Origin of the sequence: Pseudomonas sp. B21-035 (assembly GCF_024748945.1) — a bacterium.
Lineage (GTDB): Bacteria > Pseudomonadota > Gammaproteobacteria > Pseudomonadales > Pseudomonadaceae > Aquipseudomonas.
Window position 1 is genome coordinate 3087454 of the sequence record NZ_CP087179.1, and the last position, 19314, is coordinate 3106767.

Sequence of the window (19314 nt, forward strand, 5' to 3'; positions counted from 1 at the left end):
GTCAAGCGCCCAGGGCGGCGCGCAGGCTCGCTTGCAGCTGCGGCGCATCCAGCTCCTGGCCGATCAGCACCAGGCGCGTGGTGCGCGGCTCTTCGCTGCGCCAGGCGCGGTCGAAGTGCTTGTCGAAACGGGTGCCTACGCCCTGGATCAGCAGGCGCATCGGCTTGCCCGGGATCGCCGCAAAACCTTTGACCCGCAGGATGCCATGTTGCACCACCAGTTGGGTCAGGGCGTCGAGCAGCAGGCTTTCGTCGGCTTGCGGCAGCTCGATGGAGATCGAGTCGAAGGCGTCGTGGTCATGGTCGTCGTGATCGTCACCGTCGTGGTGCGAGTCGTGGTGGGTGCGGCGGCCATCGATGTGCGCCTCGGATTCGGCACCCAGGCCCAGCAACACTTCCAGCGGCAGGCGGCCGCTGCTGGCTTCGATCACCTTGACCGCCGGCGGCAGCTCTTCTTCGACTTCGGCGCGAACCTTGGCCAGATCGTCGGCGGCGATCAGGTCGGCCTTGTTCAGCACCACCAGGTCGGCGCTGGCCAGCTGGTCGGCGAACAGCTCGTGCAGTGGCGATTCGTGGTCAAGGTTGGGGTCGAGCTTGCGCTGCGCATCGACCTGCTCCGGGTAGGCGGCAAAGGTGCCGGCGGCAACAGCCGGGCTGTCGACCACGGTGATCACTGCATCAACGGTGCAGGCGTTACGGATTTCTGGCCACTGAAAGGCTTGTACCAGGGGCTTGGGCAGGGCCAGGCCGCTGGTTTCGATGAGGATGTGGTCGAGGTCGCCGCGACGCGCCACCAGCTCGCGCATCACCGGGAAGAACTCTTCCTGCACGGTGCAGCACAGGCAGCCGTTGGCCAGCTCATAGACGCGGCCGCTGGCCTCTTCTTCAGTGCAGCCGATGCTGCATTGCTTGAGGATTTCGCCGTCGATGCCCAGCTCGCCAAACTCGTTGACGATCACCGCGATGCGCCGCCCCTGGGCGTTGTCGAGCATGTGCCGCAGCAGCGTGGTCTTGCCCGAGCCGAGGAAGCCGGTAACGATGGTGACGGGGAGTTTGGCCAGTGTTTTCATTTCGATGCCCTTGGCAGGATGGCGGGCATGCGGGACGAGCGCCAAAGGTGTTGTGCACCTGGCCTGTTCGCCACCGGATCACCCCGCCCGGTTGAATGTCGGAAACTGTTCGAGGCAGGTCTCCTGGCTTGCATTGCACCGGCGCCGTGGCCAGTCGAACGACGCCTTCCCGCACGTGCTGCAGTGGCTGTGTCGAACCCTTCAATGCTTACAGTTGCGGGGGCAGCCGCGGCTTGAACCGCGTTCCCTTCTTAGCTTCGGCCAGCGCCGAAGAACCTCGAAGCGGCTAGGCTACGCAGTGCCCGGTGAGCGGTCAACTGCTGTCACGATTGACGCCTGCCCGCGCCCGTGATTTGCTAACGCCATTCGTTTGGGTGCCCCTTGAGGGTGAAACTGGGAAACCGGTGCGTCGTACGCTTCTTTATAAGGTGTATGGCAAGTCCGGTGCTGCCCCCGCAACGGTAAGTGAGAAAAGCGTCAGAGCCACTGTGCCCGCTGTCTGGCATGGGAAGGTGACGCCTGTGGTGTGGCCAGCGGCCAACCCTCACCAGCCCGGAGACCGGCCCAACGCTTGACCGAACAAACCCGCGGTGGGCGGGCGCTGTTACAACCCCTGGGCGAACGCCGCGCAGGGGTTCGCTGCGCTTGCCTGTTGCCGACAACACCAAGAGGAAAGCGCCATGCGTACCAGTACCGCCATTAACCAAGCCGTTACCCCGTCAAGCCTCAGCCAGCGCCTGCTGGTTGCTGTCGGCGCCTCGCTGCTGGGCCTGTGCCTGGTGTACTTCGCCGGTTTCTCGCACATCGAAGCGGTGCACAACGCTGCCCACGATACCCGCCACAGCGCCGCCTTCCCTTGCCACTGAGTGCTGCCCCGATGATCAAGCGTATTGCCAGTACCGCAGGCTTTACCGGCCTGCTGGCCGCCCTGCTGCTGACCCTGCTGCAAAGCTTCTGGGTCGCGCCGCTGATTCTCCAGGCGGAAACCTATGAAAGCGCCGCGCCTGCGCTCGAAGCGCCCCATGAACATGCCGCCGGCACCGCCGAGCATCATCACGACAGCGAAGCCTGGTCGCCGCAAGACGGCTGGCAGCGTGTGCTGTCGACCACCGGTGGCAATCTGGTGGTGGCGGTCGGTTTCGCCCTGATCCTCGCCGCGCTCTACACCCTGCGCGCACCGAAAACCGTGATCAGCGGCGCGCTCTGGGGCCTGGGCGGCTTTGCCGTGTTCTGCCTGGCGCCGACCCTGGGCCTGCCACCGGAACTGCCGGGTACCGCTGCCGCCGACCTGGCCCAGCGCCAGGCCTGGTGGGTTGGCACCGCTGCCGCCACCGCCGTGGGCCTGGCCTTGATCGTGTTTGCCCACAACTGGCTGCTGAAGGTAGTCGGCGCAGTCTTGCTGGTAGTGCCGCATGTGATTGGCGCGCCACAGCCGGAGGTGCACCAGATGCTTGCGCCAGAAGCCCTGGAAGCCGAGTTCAAGGTCGCCTCGCTGCTGACCAACGCCGCATTCTGGCTGGCCCTGGGGCTGATCAGCGCCTGGCTGTACCGCCGTTCGAGCCAGGCCTGAACTATGCAGCTGTACCTCGGCCTGGGTTGCCGTCGCGGCTGCCCGGCCGATGCCCTGAGCGAGCTGCTCACCCGCACCCTGCTCGCCCATGACCTGCCGCCCGGCGCGGTCATGGGCCTTGCCAGCATCGACCTCAAGCACGACGAAACCGGCCTGCATGAACTGGCCCGGCGCCTGGGCGTGCCGCTGCGGTTCTACAGTGCGGCGCAGCTGGCCGCTTTCGAATCACAGCTGAGCCATCGCTCTGCGGTAGCCTTCCAGCACAGCGGCTGTTATGGCGTGGCCGAGAGCGCCGCCCTGGCCCTGGCCGAGCAGCTCGGCGGCCCGGCCCGGCTGCTGGTCACTCGCACCTTGCAGGCCGACGCCAGCCTGGCATTGGCCTGCACCAGCGGTTTTCGCTGATAATCAGCCCTTTACCCGCAAGGACACCCCATGACCGTCTATTTCATCGGCGCCGGCCCCGGCGATCCGCAGCTGATCACCGTCAAGGGCCAGCGCCTGATCCAGCGCTGCCCGGTGATCATCTACGCCGGCTCCCTGGTGCCGCCCGCAGTGCTGGAAGGTCACCGCGCCGAAATCCTGATCAACAGCGCCGAACTGCACCTGGCGCAGATCATCGAAGCCATCAAAAGCGCCCACGACAATGGCCAGGACGTCGCCCGGGTGCACAGTGGCGACCCCAGCCTGTATGGCGCCATCGGCGAGCAGATCCGCTACCTGCGCGAGCTGGGCATCCCCTACGAGATTGTCCCCGGCGTCACCGCCGTGGCGGCCAGCGCCGCCCTGCTCGGCTGCGAGCTGACCCTGCCGGACATCGCCCAAAGTGTGATCCTCACCCGCTACGCCGACAAATCACCCATGCCGGCCGGCGAGCAACTGGCCGACCTGGCCCGCCACCAGACCACCCTGGCAGTGCACCTGGGGGTCAAGCACCTGGCTAAAATCGTCGAAGAGCTGCGCCCGCACTATGGCGGCGACTGCCCAATTGCCGTGGTGCACCGCGCAACCTGGCCGGACCAGGACTGGGTGCTGGGCACCCTGGAGACGATTGTCGAGCTGGCGGCAGCCAAGGATTTTCGCCGTACCGCGCTGATTCTGGTAGGCCGGGTGCTGGGCAACGACAGCTTCAGCGAGTCGGCGCTGTACCGCGCTGGCCACGCCCACCTGTATCGGCCCTGAGCGTATACACTGACGACTCCGTTCCGCCTGTGAGGACCTGACCATGCTCGAATTGCGCCCCAACTGTGAATGCTGTGGCAGCGACCTGCCCGGAGATAGCGCGGATGCGTTGATCTGCTCGTTCGAATGCACCTTTTGCCGTGACTGCAACGAACGTCAGCTCAAGGGCCAGTGCCCCAATTGCGGCGGTGAGCTGGTCAAACGCCCGGCACGCTCGGCGGCCAAGCTGGTCAACAACCCGGCCTCGACCCAGCGGATCGTCAAGGAACAGGGCTGCCCCAGCCACTGACACACTCACTCAGGGCTCTGGTACTGGCTCAGGTATTTGTCCAGTACCGCCTTGTCGCCGCTGCCATCCCCCGCCACCTGCCACAGGCGCCGTTCAATGCCCTGGGCCAGCAAGTGCCCCACCGCCGCCTCGATCGCCGACAGCACGCACAGCTGCGCCGGCTCGTTGGTGGTGTAGCCGACCTCGGCTTCCAGGAGCTTCTTGAATTCGATGAACTTGAACACCCCGGCGCTGCGCCCGACCGAGTAGATGGTCTTGCTGGTCATGACGTTGGCCAGCACCTGGCCGCTGCGCACGTCCACCGCCCGCAGGTTGACCGAGACCTGGTCGACCCGGTACTCGCGCGACAGGTCGATACCCAGGTAGCGCGCGCCCTCGCCGCCGCTGCGCACGTTGGTGTCGTAGGCGATGATGCCGCCTTCGAGCATCAGGTTGGCCGCCTGCAGCGGCGGCAGCTCGCCCTGAATATTCACCGGGGTGTCGGGCTTTTTCTGCGAGGCGCGAATGATCTTGCGTTCGGTCAGCAGGTTCTGCAGCCCTTCGCGCTCAAGCACCACGAACCAGCCGCTGGCCTGCAGGGCATCCATCAGCATGCTCGCCGCGCCCTGGGTGACGCTGGTGGAAAACGAGCTGGCCGGGGTCGGCTTGTATTGCCCGGTCTGGTCGCGAAAACCATACACCACCGCCATCAGCCGGCCCTTGGGCCGCGGCATGTTGAGCAGGTCGTAGTAGGTCGAGGCCCGTGGCGTCAGGGTCGGGCTTTCGCTGTCCTGTTCGGCCGGCATCGGTTCGCGCAGGCTGCAGCCTTGCAAGGCGGCCAGGATCAGCAGTGTGCTCAGAATTCGTTTCATCGCTGTTTCTCCCCGTTGTCCTGGCCCTTCAAGGGTTCAGACCGTTGACCTGAATTTCCGAGATTTCCCCGGTTACCCGGTCGGTCACCTGAATGCTCAGGGCCCCCGAGTCGTCGATGACGTTGATGATGAAGGCGTCGGTCTGCAGGCTGCCGGTGTTGCCGTTGTTGATGTTGGTCAGCAGTTGCGAGAGCAGGCGCGACTCCAGCTGGCTGGTGAAACGCTCCAGTGCCGAGGTGCTGGCAAAGGCCGAGGTGCGGTCCTTGATGGCCGGGTCTTCGTGATCGTTCTGCGCCTGGGCGTTGTTGAGCAGCCAGGTGCCGTTCAGCGGGTTGCCGCCAAACGCCGGGTTGACCGGGGTGTAGACCAGTTCCGTGGCGCTGGCTGCACTGGCGAGGCTCGCCAGCAATACCAGCGAGGCCAGGCTGCAGGTTTTGTTGTTGTTCATAGCTCGTCCCTCTCCAGATCAGTGGTGTCCTGCAGCAGCATCTGCAGCTTGCGCTGGATGATCTGCGCCTTGACCAGGTCCGCAGCCTCGTAGGCGGCGTCCTTAAGCTCAGTGGTGTTGGGTGGCAGAAAACGCCGGTACAGCACGCGTTGCTCGTACTCGACCGTCACCAGGCTGCCCCAGCGCGGGTCGGGTCGTTCACGTACCACCAGGTTGAAATCCAGGCGACTGGTGGCACGCAGCCGCTCGGCAAAGCTGTAATAGAAGTCGTGGCCGATGTGCGAGATGGTATTGTCGACGATAAAGCCCATCATCTCGTCCTCGGCGCCGCCCCGGGCGGTGCCGGCCAGCAGCACCAGGGCCAGGGCCAGGGCACTGAGGCGGCGGTTCATTGCCCGGCTCCCTGGGCCAGGCCCTTGCGTGCGCCGGCAGCGCTTTCGTTGAAGGCCTTTTCGGCGACGAACTGCCAGTCGCTGTAGTGCTCCAGGCCGTCGAACTCCGACCATTGCCCGGCAAAGCCGGTGCGTTTGAGCGGCAGGGCCTGGGAGCGGCTGTAGACGCCGGTGATGCGCCCGTCGATCGAGCGCAGCAGGCCCCAGTCATCGCTGGCGGTGATCGGGTCCGGGTACAACTTGCGCAGGTGCCGCTTGGGGTTGGGGTAACGGCTATCCTCCAGCAGCTCCTCAAGGCTCTGCGGGTATTGGGCCAGGCCAGGTGAGGCGCGAAAGTAGCTGCGCAGGGCCTGGGCATACTGGCCGCCGACCCACAGCAGCTCGCGTTCGCGCTCGCGCTGGGCGACGGTCGACCACAGCGTGCCGGTGGCCGCCAGGGCCATGCCGGTGACGGCGATCAGCAACAGCACGCCCAGGTAGGTGAAGCCTGCCTGCCCGGCATTACCACTCGGCATAAAGGCTGCCATCACGGGCCCTCCCGGTTGAACCGCTTTTGATGTCGGCAACGGCGCCGGCGACGCCTTCAGGCGGTGCCACCAGCAGCCAGCCGTCACGGCGTTCGGTGATCGGGTCCAGCGGCGCGCCGCGCAGGTAGCGCTGCTCGACCAACTGTTCCAGCGACTCGGGGTAGCGGCCGGTGTCGCCGTAGTAGTGGTCCAGCGCCTCGCGCATCACCGCCAGGCTCTGGCGCAGGGTGGCCTCGCGCGAGGTCTCGAGGCTGTTGAAGTAGCGCGGCATGGCGATGGTCATCAGCGTGGCGATGATCGCCATCACCACCAGCAATTCGATCAAGGTAAAGCCCTGGTTACGTTTCATGCTGCTCACCACTGCCCGTAGGCGATGCCGTTGAGGCCCTTGCCGCGGGCCCGGGAGTACACATCAAAAACGTCTTCACCATCACGCGGGCTCTGCGCCGGGCTGTCGTAGGCGCGCAGGCCCCACCCGCCCTGCTCGTCGTCCTTGCGCGCGGCCAGCAGCGGGTCCTGGGGAATGCGCCGCAGAAAGTAGAACTTGGCGCCCTTGGCACTGCGCACATCGCGCACGCCATCGACCAGCACCTGCAGGTTCGGCGGGTAGCCGCTGGCGTCGAGGGACTTCTCGATATAGCCGGCGTCGAAGGCGCGCTTGTAGGCGTCGATGGCATCGCGCAGTTGGTACAGCGCGGTGCGCAGCTCCTGCTCCTTGTTGCGCCGCACCAGGGTTTCGGTCAGCGGCGCGGCAATCGAGGCGAGCAACCCGAGCAGTGCCAGGGTCAGCATCACTTCGATCAGGCTGAAACCGGCCATCGGGCGTTTCATGATTTACGGCCTCACCGCGGTCGGTACCGCCGCAATGGGTTGCTCGTCGTCGACCTCGATGCTGCGGTTGAGGTTGCGGATCTGCATGCTGGTTTCGGTGCCGGTGGCAAACTCCATGTCCGACGGGCTCTGGTACGGCAGGTTGCGGATGATCCGCGGGGTGATCGACAGCACCAGCTCCGACTGGCTGTTGTCGCTGCGGTTGCTGCCGAACAGCCGGCCCAGGCCGGGAATGTCGCCAAGCCCCGGGATCTTGTTGCCGCTGCCACCCTGGTCGTTGCGCATCAACCCGGCCAGCACCTGGGTTTCGCCGTCGTGCAGGCGCAGGCTGGTCTGGGCGTTGCGGGTGTCGACCTGAACCGGGATGGTGCCCTGGCGGGTCGGCTCCAGCGGCTTGGCGTTGCTGACTTCCAGGGCCACCTTGATCGCCACCTCGTTGTTCAGGTGCACCACCGGGGTCACTTCGAGCTTGAGGCCGACGTCCAGGTAGGTGACGCTTTCGGTGATCACCGGGCCCTGGGTCGAGGGCACCGAGGTGGCGCTGATGATCGGCACCCGCTGGCCAATGTGGATGCGTGCCTGCTCTCGGTTGCTGACGCGGATCACCGGGCTTGCCAGGGTGTTGATGTCGTTGTCCTGGGCGTTGATCTTGGCTTGCGGTGCCGGGGCGATGCTGATGCGCGAGGAGTTGATGCCGCGCAACTGGTCGAGGGTGCCCACCGGGTTGCCATCGGCGTTGAGGATGCCAAAGGTGTTGGGCCACTGCAGGCCGAGTTCGAGGATCCGCGAACGGGCAACCTCCATCACTTCCACCTCCAGCACCACTTCCGGGTTGGACTGGTCCTGGGACTGCAGCAGTTTCTCGGCCATGCGCACGGCGTCGGGGGTGTCGCGCATGGTCAGGGTGTTGAGGCGCTCGTCGACGAACACGTCGCGGGTCTTGAGCATGGTCTTGACCATGTTCAGCGCGGTGTTGGCGTCGATGCTGGTCAGGTAGAAGGTGCGCATCACCAGTTCCTGGTAATCCTTGATCTTCTGCGGCGAGTCCGGGTAAATCAGCAGCGTGTTGTCGTTCACCACCTTCTGGTGCAGCTGGTTCTGTTCCAGCAGCAGGGCCACGGCGTCTTCGATGCGCACGTCACGCACGAAGATGGTCGCCTTCATGTCCGGGCGCAGGTCCTTGTCGAAGATGAAGTTCAGCCCCGCCACCTGCGACAGCACCTCGAAGATGGTCTTCAGGTTGGCGTCGCGAAACTCCAGGGTCACCGGCCGTTCGAGCTTGCTGCGCAGTTGCGGGTTGGGCTGGGCGGTGCGGCTTTGCACCAGCTCGATGTCCTTGCGCAGGGCCAGGCCGCCTTCGTTCTGCGGGTCGAGCAGCAGCACTTCGCGCATGTGCCGCTCGGCGCCGAACAGGTCGCCGCTGCGCAACGCCGCCTGGCCCAGGGCAATGCGCTCGCCGAGGTTGCGCATCTGCTCGATCTGGCGCACCGCATCCAGGGCCCGGCGGTTGTTCGGCTCCAGGGTCAGCACCCGCCCGTAACCTGTGCGCGCACCGCCGAAGTCATGGCGGCTGCGGTCGCTGTCGGCCTGGGTCAGCAGCGCCTCCACCGCCTGGCGCCGGCCCTGGATCAAGGCGATGTTCAGTTCGGTGTCGCGCGGGTGTTCCTTGAGCGCGTCTTCAAGCTGGGCGATTCCGGCCTCGTACTGGCCCTCACCGATCAGGGCCTGGGCGTCCTTGCGCACACCCGAAGTGCCGCATCCGGCCAGGGCGACACACAGGGCAAGCATCAGGTACGGCGCTTTGTGGCTGAGCCTTGGCGAATTCATGGTGCGCTCCCTACAGACAAGGTCTGGGACAGGTGCAATGGCAGGTAGACCAGGCTCAGCTCCGTAGCGGAGATCTGCTCGATCCGGTAGGTGTCATCGATCACGTCGCCGCGGCGCACGACGTAGAGTTTTTCGCCGCTTTGCAGGAACACCTGCTGGTCGTCGCGATCATCCAGGCGGCCAACGAACTGGAATGGCAGTGCCGGGGCGACAGGCGCCACGGCCACCGGAGCGATGACCACCGGTTGTTCGGTGACGGTGGTGACCTGCACCGCAGGCTTCCAGCTCTTGCTCGGGAACAGGTCGCGCGGCTGCAGGGCTGCCGGCCTTGCCGCCGTCTGCGCGGTCGGCGTCAGCGGTGCAGAAGCCTTGCCGGCGACCTCAACAGCCGCCTCGGCGTCTTCAGCTACGTCGTCGAAGAAATACCCCGGCGCCCAGGCCAGCACCGCGGCGGTGCCGAGAAAAGCCAGCCAGGCCAGGCTGCGTTGAGTGTTCATCATGACCTCGACAGGTAAAGGGTCATACGGATGCGCCCGGTCAGCTCGCGGTCGCCGATCTTCTTGCGCTGCAGGTCGATGTCTTCGAGCACCAGTGCCGGCAACTGGCCGAGCAAGGCATGCACGTAGCGGCGGATTTGCGGGTAGCTGCCGCGCACCGGCAGGAGGATCTGGTAACGCGCCAGCTGAGTCTTGGGATCGACCCCCAGGGCGTACTCGCCGCGGGCCAGGGTGATCTGCTCGGCCTTGGCCAGGGCGTAGATGCGGTCGATGGCCACAGTGGCCTGAGGCTGGGCCGGCAGCTGTTTGTGAAAGTCTTCCAGTTCGTGCCTGGGCACCTGCGCCAGCTTCAGCGTGCCCTGCTTGAACTGCGCGACCTGGGCCAGGGCCTGATCACGCTGCTGCTCCAGCTGTTGCAACTGCTGCCATTGGCCGAGCAAGGCAGTAACGCCATACAGCAGGGCCAGGGCCAGCAACCCGGCACCGGCCAGGCCCACTACGCCGAGCTGGCGGGCGCGTTCATGGAGGATCAGGCTAGGGATGCGCATTGCCGTTCTCCCAGGTGGCCGACAGGTTGAACTGCACCGGATGCTCGGCCTGCTTGGCGATGATTTCGTGGTTGAGCAGCGACACATCGCGCAGCTCGTCGCTGGCTTCCAGGCGCTTGTGGAAGGCCAGCATGGCCTCCAGGTCGCGGGCCTCGGCGCTGATGCGCAGTTGGCCCTTGCGCGCATCGGGGGTCAGGGTGAGCAAGGAAACGTCGTCTTGCGGCAGCCCTTCAAGCATGTTGAACAGGCGCTCCCACGGCCGTTGCAGTTGCTGCGAGACGCTGCGCATCTGTGCCAGTTTCTCGGCCTGCTCGCGGCTTTGCGCGGCATTGAGCGCTGGCTCGGCCTGGGGCCGTTTGCCCAGTTGCCGGTCGAGCTGTTCAAGTTGCTGTTCAAGCCCGGCCTGTTGTTGATCGAAGCCCTGCTGCAGCAGCGCAGTGCCGAGTAGCAGGCTCAGTGCGCATGCCAGCAGCGCCCAGGCGGTCCAACCTGTGCGGGCGGGCTGCAGGTCCAGCATCAGGCGGCGCATTTCAGGCCACCGCCCGTGACATGCTGCACAGCACGTCGCGTACCGCCAGCGGCGCTGGCGCCAGCTCGCACAGTTGCACGCCCGCCAGCGCCGGTACTGGCTCAAGGCGCCCGGGCGCATGCAGGTACACCGGCAGTTGCCCCTCGCCCTGGTGCAACTCGCTGTGGCGGGCGATCAAGGCTTGCAGGGCCTGGTCACTGTCGCTGCAGCCCTGGGCACTGACGTGCTGCCAGGCGCCGTATTGCGCCAGCAGGCAGACGCTGCGTTGCGGCTCGGCCAGGACGAAAAGAAAGTCGCCCTGCCCCAGTTGCTCGGCAAAGTGGTTGTAGGCCGCCATCAGGTAAGGCCGCGTCGAGCGCAGGCGTAGCCCGAGATTGCGGCACAGGGCCTCAAGCTGATCGAGCAAGGCCTGCGGCGTGGCGCTGGCGATGCGCGGGCAACCGCCGGCTTCGGGGGATACGACAATGCGCCAGCCTTCCAGGCTCTGCCCGTAATGCGCCTCGAAACAGGCGCGGGCGTACTGCTGCAACTCGTCCGGGCGGCTGATGGCGGCGCTCCAGGGCACCAGGCAGAAGCGGCTGTACTGGGCCGAGAGCAACACCTGCAACTGCGCACCCTTGCCGGCATGTTCAACCAGCAGGTGCTGCAGCGACTCCAGGGCCACGGCCCAGGCCAGGCTGCGCTCGGCGATAAAGTCCAGGCTTGAGAGCCAGCGTTGCTGTTGACCCTGGCGTTGGCACAGGCCCACACCCTGGGCGCCGAGCACGGCGATAAAGCGATCAGGCGATAAAAGTGACACGATTGATCTCCTCCAGGGTGGTCCGGCCATCACGCACCAGCTCCAGCGCCGAGCTGCGCAGCAGGCGCAGGCCGCGTTGGCAGGCCAGGGTCTTGATTTGCGCCAGGGGCTTGCGCTCGACGATCATCTGGCGCAGGTCGTCATCCAGGTGCAGCAGCTCGGCAATCGCCGTGCGTCCGCGATAACCGCTGCCCCGGCACTGGCCGCAGCCACTGCCGTGAACGAAGCGGTAATGGCCGACCTGGCCGGGCTCCAGGCCCGAGGCGACGAGTTCTTCATCACTGGGTTGCTGGGCAGCGGCGCAGTGCGGGCAAACCAGGCGAATCAGGCGCTGGGCCAGCACGGCGTTGAGCGCCGAGACAAAGCTGTAGGGGTCGACCTGCATCTGGCTGAAGCGGCCGATCACATCGAAGACGTTGTTGGCGTGGATGGTGGTGAACACCAGGTGCCCGGTGAGTGCCGACTGCACGGCGATTTGCGCGGTGTCCGGGTCGCGGATTTCGCCGACCATGATTTTGTCCGGGTCGTGGCGCAGGATCGAGCGCAGGCCGCGGGCGAAGGTCAGGCCTTTCTTTTCATTGACCGGTATCTGCAGCACCCCCGGCAACTGGTACTCCACCGGGTCTTCGATGGTGATGATCTTGTCTACGCCGTGGTTGATCTCGCTGATCATGGCGTAAAGGGTGGTGGTCTTGCCGCTGCCGGTGGGGCCGGTGACCAGGATCATCCCGTAGGGTTCGCTGGCCAGCCGGCGCAGGCTGCGCAGGGTCTGCTGTTCAAAGCCCAGGGCCTGCAACTGCACGCCGCTGACGCGATCGGCCAGGTCCTGTTTGTCGAGCACCCGCAACACCGCGTCTTCGCCGAAAATGCTCGGCATGATCGAGACTCGGAAATCGATCTGCCGGGCGCTGATGCCGATCTTGAAGCGGCCGTCCTGGGGCACGCGTTTCTCGCCGATGTCAAGCTCAGCCATGACCTTGATCCGCGAGATCACCTGGTCGGCGAACTCGCTGCCACTGACCTTGCTGATGCTGTTGAGTACGCCGTCGATGCGGTACTTGATCACCAGGCCGCTGCCGGTCACGCCCAGGTGAATGTCGCTGGCGTGCATCTTCAGGGCATCGTAGAGGGTCGAGTTGACCAGCTTGACCACCCGGCTCTGGTCTTCGCTGATGCTGGCCAATGACAGGCTCTGCAGGCTGTCGAGCTCGTTGGCGGTTTCGTTCTCGGTGTCCAGCGAATCGACCGCGTGGAAGCTCTCTTCGTGGCGGGCCAGAAAGCCCGTGAGCTCGGCGGCTTGCACCAGGTACAGCGGTGCGCCTTGCAGGCAGTCGTCGATCCAGGCCAGACGGGCGTCGTCGAAGGGGTCGGCGAACACCCCGAGGGTCTGGCCGTCATGCTGGAGGAGGATGAATTCGCGTTTCAGGCACTGGGCCAGGCTGACCCGCTCGAACAGCGGCGTGGCGGCGAACAGCGCCGGGCCGTCGAGCAGCGGGTAATGCAGGGTGGCGCCCAGGCACTGGACAAACGCTGCCGGCTCAAGGCCGCTGAGCGATTGCAGGGTATCGAGCAGGCGCTCGCCGCTGAGTTCGGCACTGGCCCTGGCCTGGGCCAGCAGCGCGCGGCCAAGGGGCGCCGGGGTGCTGGCTAGAACGGGAGGAACGAGCGACAACGGTTCCATGGCATGCTCTCCGACGCGGGGCGCGGAGAGCCTGGTTCAGCCCTGCTCGCGCGTTATTCCCCGGTGAGCAGCTGGTCGTCGTCGGGCCCCGGCGGCCGTGCGCCATTACGTCGGCGATCGGCCAGGACCCAGCTACCGTCGAACAACTGCAGGGGGAAACTCTCACTCCTGCTCTGGCGTCGTTCGACGAACCCTGTGTCCTTGTCGGCTGCGCGCCGGCTTTCTCGCTTGATGCCCATCAGGTCGAGGACTGCGCGGGCCAGTTCCGCCAGCGGAAAAGGCTTGAACAGGATATGGCTGACACCCAGTTGGCTGGCCCGCTCACGGACCTCGGCGGTCGGGTGGGCGGTGATCAGCACGAAATGACAGCGCGTACCTTGTTGGCGCACAGTCTCCAGAACCTGAAACCCCTCCATATCGGGCAAGCGATAATCCAGCACTACCACTTCGGGCCGGGTGCGTTCGGCAGCGCCGATGGCACTGGCTCCGTCGTGGGCAACATGGACGTCGAGGCCTTGCAGAACCAGGTAATCCTGGATATTGCCGGCAAGGGTCTGTTCGTCATCGACTACCAATACTCTGTTCACCAAGGTCCACTCCCTGAAGCATCGCTGGCCCGGTTTCCCGGCCCGGCACGAGTGCGGCCTTGTAGAGGCTTACGCATGCTTCGTGCCAGACGTGATACGGCGCAAATCAATGTGCTATGTCGTTGATTCTGTAAGCATAGACGCAAACGGGTGCTAGCCCCTTCCCCAATCCCGGGGGACAGATGGCGTTTTGCCCCTAGTGCTGCCCCCAATAGTGGGGGCGGCGCTGCGCTCAGTCGATACGCTGCAGTTGACCGCTGTCGCGCAAGCGTTGCAACAACGCCTGACGCGCCTGCGTCTGCAGTTGATCGATAAGAAGGGTTTTAGCCATTGCAAGTCCTTGCTCCCGTTGGACAGGGTCGCCCTGGCTTTGGTTCTGCCCACCCGCAAAGGTTTTCGCGTTGGCTTGATAGAACGCCGACACCTGCGCCGCGCTTGGCTCCGGCACGCGGCTGGCAGCCACGAACACCTGCTGCGCGGCCATCTCCTGACGGGTGTAAGCGGCAAAGCTCTGGGGGTCGAAACCGGCATCGGCCATGCGCCGCTCGAACACTTCATTGCTGCCGAATGCCTGGCGCAGGTGGCCGATGCGCGCCTCGACCTCGGCATCACTGACCGCCACGCCCTGGCGCTGGGCCTCCTGCCACAGCAGCTCGCGGTCGATCAGGTCGTTCAGCGCCTGTTCGCGCAGGCGCTTGTACACGCTGGGGTTGCGGATACTGGTCAGCGCCCTGCCCTGGTCCTCAAGATACTCGGCAAAATAGCGCTCCAGGCGCATCTGGCTGATCTCCACGCCGTTGACCCGCGCCGCCGGCGGCCCGTCCGCGGCGTGCAGCGATACAGCCAACAGGCACAGCAGCAACGGCATCAGGCGGTTCATGGCGACCTCGTCTCAAGGACACTCTGGTAGGCGGCAACCGGATAGAACACCGGGCCGGGCATTTCAACGGTGACCACATGCGCACCGTTCAGGCCCTGGCGCCGGCCCGGGCCAAAGCCCAGGGCCGGGGTCAGGCCGGTGTGCACGTCGTGCAGGCCTTCGAGGGCCTGGGTGAGTTTCTCGCGGCTGGCATCACGTCCGGCGCGCTTGAGCGCTTCTTCAAGCAATTGCATGGCGCACCAGGTACTGACCTGCAACAAGCCTTGGCGGCCATCCAGGCCCTGGCGCTGGCGCAGGGCGGTGAGCGCCTCGCGGCCCTGGGCGGTCCAGTCGCTGGGGATGAACGGATAGGCCAGGAACACCCGCCGCGACCACGCTTGTGGTACCAGCAGCAGCTCGCTGGCGACCTGGCTTGAGGCGGCGAACAGGTAAGGCGTGCGCCCGGCCTGCTGCAAGGCTTCGGTCAGGCGGCTGAAAGCCGAGGCCTTGCCGAGATAGAACAGTGCCTGCCCGGTCGGCGCCTGCTGCTCGAAGGCCTCGACCTTGACCTGGCTCCAGCCGCGCGCCAGCAAGGCCTCGCGTAAACTGGCCGCCAGCGCGGCCTGGTTGGCCTCGGCATAAACGATAGTCACCTGGGCCTGCTGCAACGACAGGCTGCCCTGGGCGTAGTCGGCCAGGCTCAGCAGCTGCTCACGCAACCCGGGCAAGGGGTCGAACACCTGGCGGCTGCCGGCCAGCTGCGGGGCGGCGCCGATCAACGGCAGGCGCGCCTGCTCCAGGCGCGCGGCCAGCGTGGTATCAAGGGCCGGCGCCATCGGCGCGACCAGGGCGAATACCCGCTGCTGGTCGATCAGTTGCGCCAGCGCCTGCTCGGCACTGGCCTGGTCGGGGCCGGGGTCGAGGTTGACCAGCTGCAAGCTGCGGCCATGAATGCCGCCCTGGCGGTTGATCTGCTCGATACGGTCAGCCAACACCGCCGCCACCACCCGCGCAGGCGCGGCCAGGGCGCCCTGGGTCGGCAGCAAAGTGCCCAGGCGCAGGGTCTGTTCTTCCAGCCCCGGGTCGCGGTCATCGGCCAGGCGCTTGAGGTAGGCACTGAGGTTGCGCTGGTCGGCCATGCTCAGGACAAAGCGCGGCATCGCCGGGTCCAGACGGTTGCCGGCCGGGTCGCGGCCCTCCTGAATGGCGCGGGCCAGGCTCGCCTCGGTGTAGACCGGATAGCGGCGGCCATTGACCTCGCGCATGCCCTGCCCGCCGGCCAGGCGCTGCCAGTTCAGCGACGGCGGACGCACTCCGCCCTCGGCCCGGCCCAGGCCATCGCTGCCGTGGCAGCTGGCACAGGGTACGACGCTGGCCGGCACCAGCATGTCGGCGGCACCAACCCGCGCCGACACCTGGGCATCGCTGCTCGACAGGCCTTCGCGGTACAGGCGCTTGCCCGCCAGCTCCTGCGGGCTGAGCTCGAGGGCGCTGGCCAGCGGGCTGACCAGCAGCACGCTCAGCAGCACGCCGATAGCCAGGCGCGCGGCCATGGCTCAGCGCCCCGCCAAGGGTTGCGACAGCAGTTGCAGACGCTGGGCGATGGCTTGCGCCGGCGCGTCCGGGCGGATCTTGCTCCAGCGCTTGTTGGCCACGTCGCCGGCAATCAACTGGGTCGAATGCTGCTCGGGGCTTGGAATCAGGTGGCCCAGGCGCGCCAAGACTAGGTCCATCTGCGCCTTGTCACCGGTGAGGAACAGCCAGTTGGCGCTGTCCACCCCCTGTTTTTCGGCAAAGGCCTTGAGCACCGCCGGGGTGTCGTTCTGCGGGTCGCTGCTCAGGGAAATGAAGGTGACCTTGCTGGCTGCGTCTTCGCCCAGGGCTTCGCGCACCTCGCGCAGCTTGCGGGTAATCAGCGGGCAGGCGTCATTGCAGTGGGTGAAGATCACATTGAGCAGCACCACGCGGTCTTTCAGGACGTCTTGGTAAAAGCGCAGGTTGCGACCATTCTGGTCCTGCAGCACGGTGTCGGTGAAGTACGTGCGGGCGTCGCGGGTCCCGCCCTCGGCCGTCGCCGGGGTGGCGTTGGGCGGTGGTGCGCCATGGCCTTCATGGGCCAGGGCCACTGCGCTGAGGATCCACAGGCACAGCGCCAGGGCCAGCCAGTCGGTGCTGCGCATGCCACGGCTGACGGCGCTCATGGTTGCACCTCCTGGGCAATGGCGGTGTGCTTGGCGTGCACCCGGCGGGCGCTGAGGCGGTCGATCTCGCTGATCAGCAGCTGTGGGTCGGTAAAGCCGTAATAGCGCGTCCAGTGGCCGCTGTGGCCGTCACCGACAAGGATCAGCGGCGGATGCTGGCCAAGGTCGGCGCTGAAGCTGCCCAGGCCCTTGAGGGTTTCGTTGATGGCATACGGGGTGCCGGTCAGCCAGCTCCAGCCCGGGCCGTTCTGGAACGCCTGGGCGTAGCCGAGCAGGCGCTTGGGATCATCGCGCTGCGGATCGACGCTGATCGACACCAGTTGCACCTCGGTGCCGACCCGGCCGCCCAGCTGCTTCTGCACCTTGGCCATGATCGAGGAAACCACCGGGCACACCGTGGTGCAACTGGTGTAGATAAAGCCCATGACCACCAGGTGATCGGCCACCAGGTCCTTTTCCAGGCGCACCGGCATGCCGTTCTGGTCGAGCAACGAGACATCGGCAAAGCGCACCGAGGTCTTTTCCTGGTGGGCGGCGGGCGCGCCATGGCCGCTGTGGTCGACACCGTTGTGGGCCTGGGCGATACCGCAACTGGCGGCGAGCAGGCAGAGGCTGAACAGTCTGCAGCGATCGAGCAGTTTCATTGCACACTCCTTGGTCCGGCGTCGGATGCTTGCTGTGCGCCGGCGGGCATTACCCGCAGGCTGGTGTAGTTGTACTCGGCAAAGCGCTTGCCCAGCGACGGCGCCTGCACGTGCAGGTACCAGGCACCGGCTTCAAGTTGTTCCAGCGGCGCCTCGTAGATGCCCTCGCCCACTTCGCGGACCACGCTGGTCCGGGCTCGCGAGGTGGGCGCGAGAAAGTAGCGCAGGCTCAGGTCCTTGATTCCGGTGCGCGGCGTGCCGTTGCCCTCGCTGATGCGAAAGCGCGCGATCAGCGGCCGGCCCTGGTCGACCACCGAGGGGCCGATAAGGAACTCCACCCGTGGCGTCTGCCGGTGCGGAGCGCTGCTGGAAGCCGCCACTTCGGTACTGAAGCAGTGAATGATCTGCGGCTGGTTGAGCAAAAAGGCGACATCGAAGGTACCGGCGGCCGGCAGCTTGATGGTCGAGCTGTACACCCCCGGCGCCACCTCGCGCAGGCTGCGGTCGATGACCAGCGCGGCGCGGGCGCTGTGGCCACGGTTGGCGTAGCCGGACATCGGCGCGTTCATGCCTTCGGCGTAGAAGTAGGTGGTGTTGTCCACCGGGTTGACCACAAACACCGAGTTCTCGTCGCGGGCCACAGTCAGGCCCTGGGCCAGCGGCAGGTCACCGGCCTGGCGCGGCGCCGCGGGCCCGGCTTCGAAGCCCTGGACGATCGGCTGGCGGCCTTCGCCGAGGCTGCTGAGGTTGATCATGCTGACCTTGGGCGAGGCCAGGCCGCGGACATAGGCATAGGCCTGGGTGAAGGTCAGCTGGTAGGGTTCGGCGGCCACCGGCAGGCTGTGGATCAGCCGGTCGCTGCTGGCATCGATGACCATGGCCTGGCTTTGCAGGGTGTTGAGGACGATGCCGAAGCGCCCGTCATTGCTGAAGCGCATCGGCCCCAGGCCCTGCTTGCCTTCGATCAGGTGGCGCTGAGTGTGGCTGCGGGCATCGATGACGCTGATGCTGCCGTCGCGGCCATCGGCCACGTACACCGCCTGGGACAGCGGCGAATAAGCCACCGACAAAGGGTGCGAGCCGACCTTGAGGGTTTTCACCAGGCGCATCTCACTGGCGTCGATCACGCTCAGGGTGCCGCTGTCGCGGTTGCTGACAAAGGCGTAGCGCGAATCGCTGCTAAAGGCGATTTCGTGGTGACCGGCGCCGGTGGCGAAAAACTTCAGAGTCTTGCGGCTGGGCACGTCGATCACTGTCACCCCGCTGCTCTGGGCGTCGCGGGCATTGTTGCCGACCCACAGCAGGCGCTGGTCTGGCTGCATCGCCAGGCGCAGCGGCTGCTTGCCGGCCGGCAGGTTGGCGACGCGCTGGAAGGTCTCGGTGTCGATAAGCGCCACTTCGCCGCGCTCCGGCATCGACACGTAGACCTGCTTGTCATCCTTGCTCGCCACCCAGTCCATCGGTGTGCCCGGCAGTTCGATGCGCGCCAGGGTGCTGGTGACCCCGCCCACCGACACCGACGGATCAATCACCGTGAGGCTGGCGTCCTTGTTCAGCACCAGCAGGAAGTAGCTGTTCAAATCGAGCAAGGGCCGTGCGCCGATGCTGCTTTTGAGAAACAGCGCCACCCGTGCCTTGCAACTGGTGCTGCGGTCCTTGGCCGCTTCGCCGGTCAGCGCCGGGTCCAGCCAGGCGCCGGGGGATACCCCCGACAATGGCTGGCCGCTGTTCTGGTCGGTGATCTTGAAGCGTACATTGGCGAAGCTGCCTTCGGTCAAGGTCCCGCCGCTGCCCAGCGGCCGCGCTTCGAACTCGACGCTGACGCCGTCGCGGCTGAAGCTATGCAGGCCCTGGGGGTCACCTTCGACCTGCTCGCTGCGCGGGTCGCACCACAGGCTTTCGTAACTCACCCCCAGGCCGATCAGGGTCAGGCCCACCAGCAGGCCCAGGTACAGCGGTCGATTCTTGTTGTTCATGACCTTCCCC

24 protein-coding genes and 2 riboswitches are annotated in these 19314 nt (G+C 66.0%); of the genes, 5 read left to right on the top strand and 19 right to left on the bottom strand.

From position 1 onward, the window contains the following. Position 1 precedes the first annotated feature (1 nt). Positions 2-1069, bottom strand: coding sequence for a cobalamin biosynthesis protein CobW (gene cobW / locus LOY22_RS14175; protein ID WP_045198466.1), 1068 nt, complete (start codon positions 1067-1069; stop codon positions 2-4). 95 nt (positions 1070-1164) lie between these two features. After that, positions 1165-1364: riboswitch (cobalamin riboswitch) on the bottom strand. A gap of 60 nt (positions 1365-1424) precedes the next feature. After that, positions 1425-1652, top strand: a riboswitch (cobalamin riboswitch). A gap of 97 nt (positions 1653-1749) precedes the next feature. On the opposite strand from cobW, the gene LOY22_RS14180 reads away from it, so the two are divergent. Genes LOY22_RS14180 through LOY22_RS14200 form a run of 5 tightly spaced genes read left to right on the top strand, consistent with a single transcriptional unit; the run spans position 1750 to position 4107 of the window. Beyond that, positions 1750-1935, top strand: coding sequence for a CbtB domain-containing protein (locus LOY22_RS14180; protein ID WP_036995824.1), 186 nt, complete (start codon positions 1750-1752; stop codon positions 1933-1935). Positions 1936-1946: 11 nt separating this feature from the next. Further along, a complete protein-coding gene (locus tag LOY22_RS14185; protein WP_258593622.1) occupies positions 1947-2639 on the top strand; it encodes a CbtA family protein in 693 nt (230 codons plus the stop codon). A 3-nt stretch (positions 2640-2642) separates the two neighbouring features. Further along, a complete protein-coding gene (locus tag LOY22_RS14190; RefSeq protein ID WP_093382287.1) occupies positions 2643-3041 on the top strand; it encodes a cobalamin biosynthesis protein in 399 nt (132 codons plus the stop codon). Positions 3042-3071: 30 nt separating this feature from the next. Further along, on the top strand, positions 3072-3818 hold the full coding sequence (cobM, locus tag LOY22_RS14195; protein ID WP_258593623.1) for a precorrin-4 C(11)-methyltransferase: 747 nt from the start codon (positions 3072-3074) through the stop codon (positions 3816-3818). Between the two features lie 43 nt (positions 3819-3861). Next, on the top strand, positions 3862-4107 hold the full coding sequence (locus tag LOY22_RS14200; protein WP_045198320.1) for a DUF1272 domain-containing protein: 246 nt from the start codon (positions 3862-3864) through the stop codon (positions 4105-4107). A 5-nt stretch (positions 4108-4112) separates the two neighbouring features. Here LOY22_RS14200 and LOY22_RS14205 read toward each other — a convergent pair whose 3' ends face one another. From LOY22_RS14205 to LOY22_RS14290, 18 genes are all read right to left on the bottom strand, one after another. Then, a complete protein-coding gene (locus LOY22_RS14205) occupies positions 4113-4958 on the bottom strand; it encodes a CsgG/HfaB family protein (RefSeq protein WP_123566619.1) in 846 nt (281 codons plus the stop codon). 28 nt (positions 4959-4986) lie between these two features. Then, complete coding sequence (locus LOY22_RS14210; protein WP_045198317.1) at positions 4987-5406, bottom strand: curli assembly protein CsgF; 420 nt, start codon at positions 5404-5406, stop codon at positions 4987-4989. After that, the gene (gene csgE / locus LOY22_RS14215; protein WP_045198315.1) at positions 5403-5798 is read right to left on the bottom strand and encodes a curli production assembly/transport protein CsgE; all 396 of its coding nucleotides are present in this window, start codon (positions 5796-5798) and stop codon (positions 5403-5405) included. Before csgE ends, LOY22_RS14210 begins: the two co-directional genes overlap by 4 nt. Further along, entirely contained in the window at positions 5795-6325 is a 531-nt protein-coding gene (locus LOY22_RS14220) for a type II secretion system protein (RefSeq protein WP_045198314.1), read from the bottom strand. Before LOY22_RS14220 ends, csgE begins: the two co-directional genes overlap by 4 nt. Further along, positions 6300-6674 carry a type II secretion system protein gene (locus tag LOY22_RS14225; RefSeq protein WP_093382267.1) on the bottom strand — a complete coding sequence of 125 codons (375 nt, stop codon included), beginning with the start codon at positions 6672-6674 and terminating at the stop codon, positions 6300-6302. Before LOY22_RS14225 ends, LOY22_RS14220 begins: the two co-directional genes overlap by 26 nt. A 5-nt stretch (positions 6675-6679) precedes the next feature. Next, on the bottom strand, positions 6680-7156 hold the full coding sequence (locus LOY22_RS14230) for a prepilin-type N-terminal cleavage/methylation domain-containing protein (RefSeq protein WP_045198311.1): 477 nt from the start codon (positions 7154-7156) through the stop codon (positions 6680-6682). A 3-nt stretch (positions 7157-7159) separates the two neighbouring features. Further along, positions 7160-8983, bottom strand: a complete 1824-nt coding sequence (locus tag LOY22_RS14235; RefSeq protein WP_045198310.1) for a secretin N-terminal domain-containing protein — start codon at positions 8981-8983, stop codon at positions 7160-7162. Beyond that, a complete protein-coding gene (locus tag LOY22_RS14240) occupies positions 8980-9480 on the bottom strand; it encodes a hypothetical protein (protein ID WP_093382261.1) in 501 nt (166 codons plus the stop codon). Before LOY22_RS14240 ends, LOY22_RS14235 begins: the two co-directional genes overlap by 4 nt. After that, a complete protein-coding gene (locus LOY22_RS14245; protein ID WP_093382258.1) occupies positions 9480-10028 on the bottom strand; it encodes a type 4a pilus biogenesis protein PilO in 549 nt (182 codons plus the stop codon). Before LOY22_RS14245 ends, LOY22_RS14240 begins: the two co-directional genes overlap by 1 nt. Next, positions 10015-10557: a pilus assembly protein gene (locus tag LOY22_RS14250; protein WP_093382255.1), complete on the bottom strand. Its 543-nt coding sequence runs from the start codon at positions 10555-10557 to the stop codon at positions 10015-10017. Before LOY22_RS14250 ends, LOY22_RS14245 begins: the two co-directional genes overlap by 14 nt. A gap of 1 nt (position 10558) precedes the next feature. Next, a complete protein-coding gene (locus LOY22_RS14255) occupies positions 10559-11386 on the bottom strand; it encodes a hypothetical protein (RefSeq protein ID WP_258593628.1) in 828 nt (275 codons plus the stop codon). Continuing rightward, positions 11337-13037 (bottom strand): GspE/PulE family protein, encoded by a 1701-nt coding sequence (locus LOY22_RS14260; protein WP_093382249.1) that lies wholly within the window; start codon positions 13035-13037, stop codon positions 11337-11339. Before LOY22_RS14260 ends, LOY22_RS14255 begins: the two co-directional genes overlap by 50 nt. A 53-nt stretch (positions 13038-13090) precedes the next feature. Continuing rightward, on the bottom strand, positions 13091-13627 hold the full coding sequence (locus tag LOY22_RS14265) for a response regulator (RefSeq protein WP_093382246.1): 537 nt from the start codon (positions 13625-13627) through the stop codon (positions 13091-13093). Between the two features lie 229 nt (positions 13628-13856). Beyond that, positions 13857-14504, bottom strand: a complete 648-nt coding sequence (locus LOY22_RS14270; protein ID WP_258593631.1) for a SurA N-terminal domain-containing protein — start codon at positions 14502-14504, stop codon at positions 13857-13859. Beyond that, a complete protein-coding gene (locus LOY22_RS14275) occupies positions 14501-16036 on the bottom strand; it encodes an ABC transporter substrate-binding protein (RefSeq protein WP_258593633.1) in 1536 nt (511 codons plus the stop codon). Before LOY22_RS14275 ends, LOY22_RS14270 begins: the two co-directional genes overlap by 4 nt. A 3-nt stretch (positions 16037-16039) precedes the next feature. After that, positions 16040-16684: an SCO family protein gene (locus LOY22_RS14280; RefSeq protein ID WP_230090865.1), complete on the bottom strand. Its 645-nt coding sequence runs from the start codon at positions 16682-16684 to the stop codon at positions 16040-16042. Continuing rightward, on the bottom strand, positions 16681-17328 hold the full coding sequence (locus LOY22_RS14285) for an SCO family protein (RefSeq protein ID WP_093382236.1): 648 nt from the start codon (positions 17326-17328) through the stop codon (positions 16681-16683). Before LOY22_RS14285 ends, LOY22_RS14280 begins: the two co-directional genes overlap by 4 nt. Continuing rightward, on the bottom strand, positions 17325-19304 hold the full coding sequence (locus LOY22_RS14290; RefSeq protein ID WP_093382233.1) for a YncE family protein: 1980 nt from the start codon (positions 19302-19304) through the stop codon (positions 17325-17327). Before LOY22_RS14290 ends, LOY22_RS14285 begins: the two co-directional genes overlap by 4 nt. Between the last annotated feature and the right edge of the window lie 10 nt (positions 19305-19314).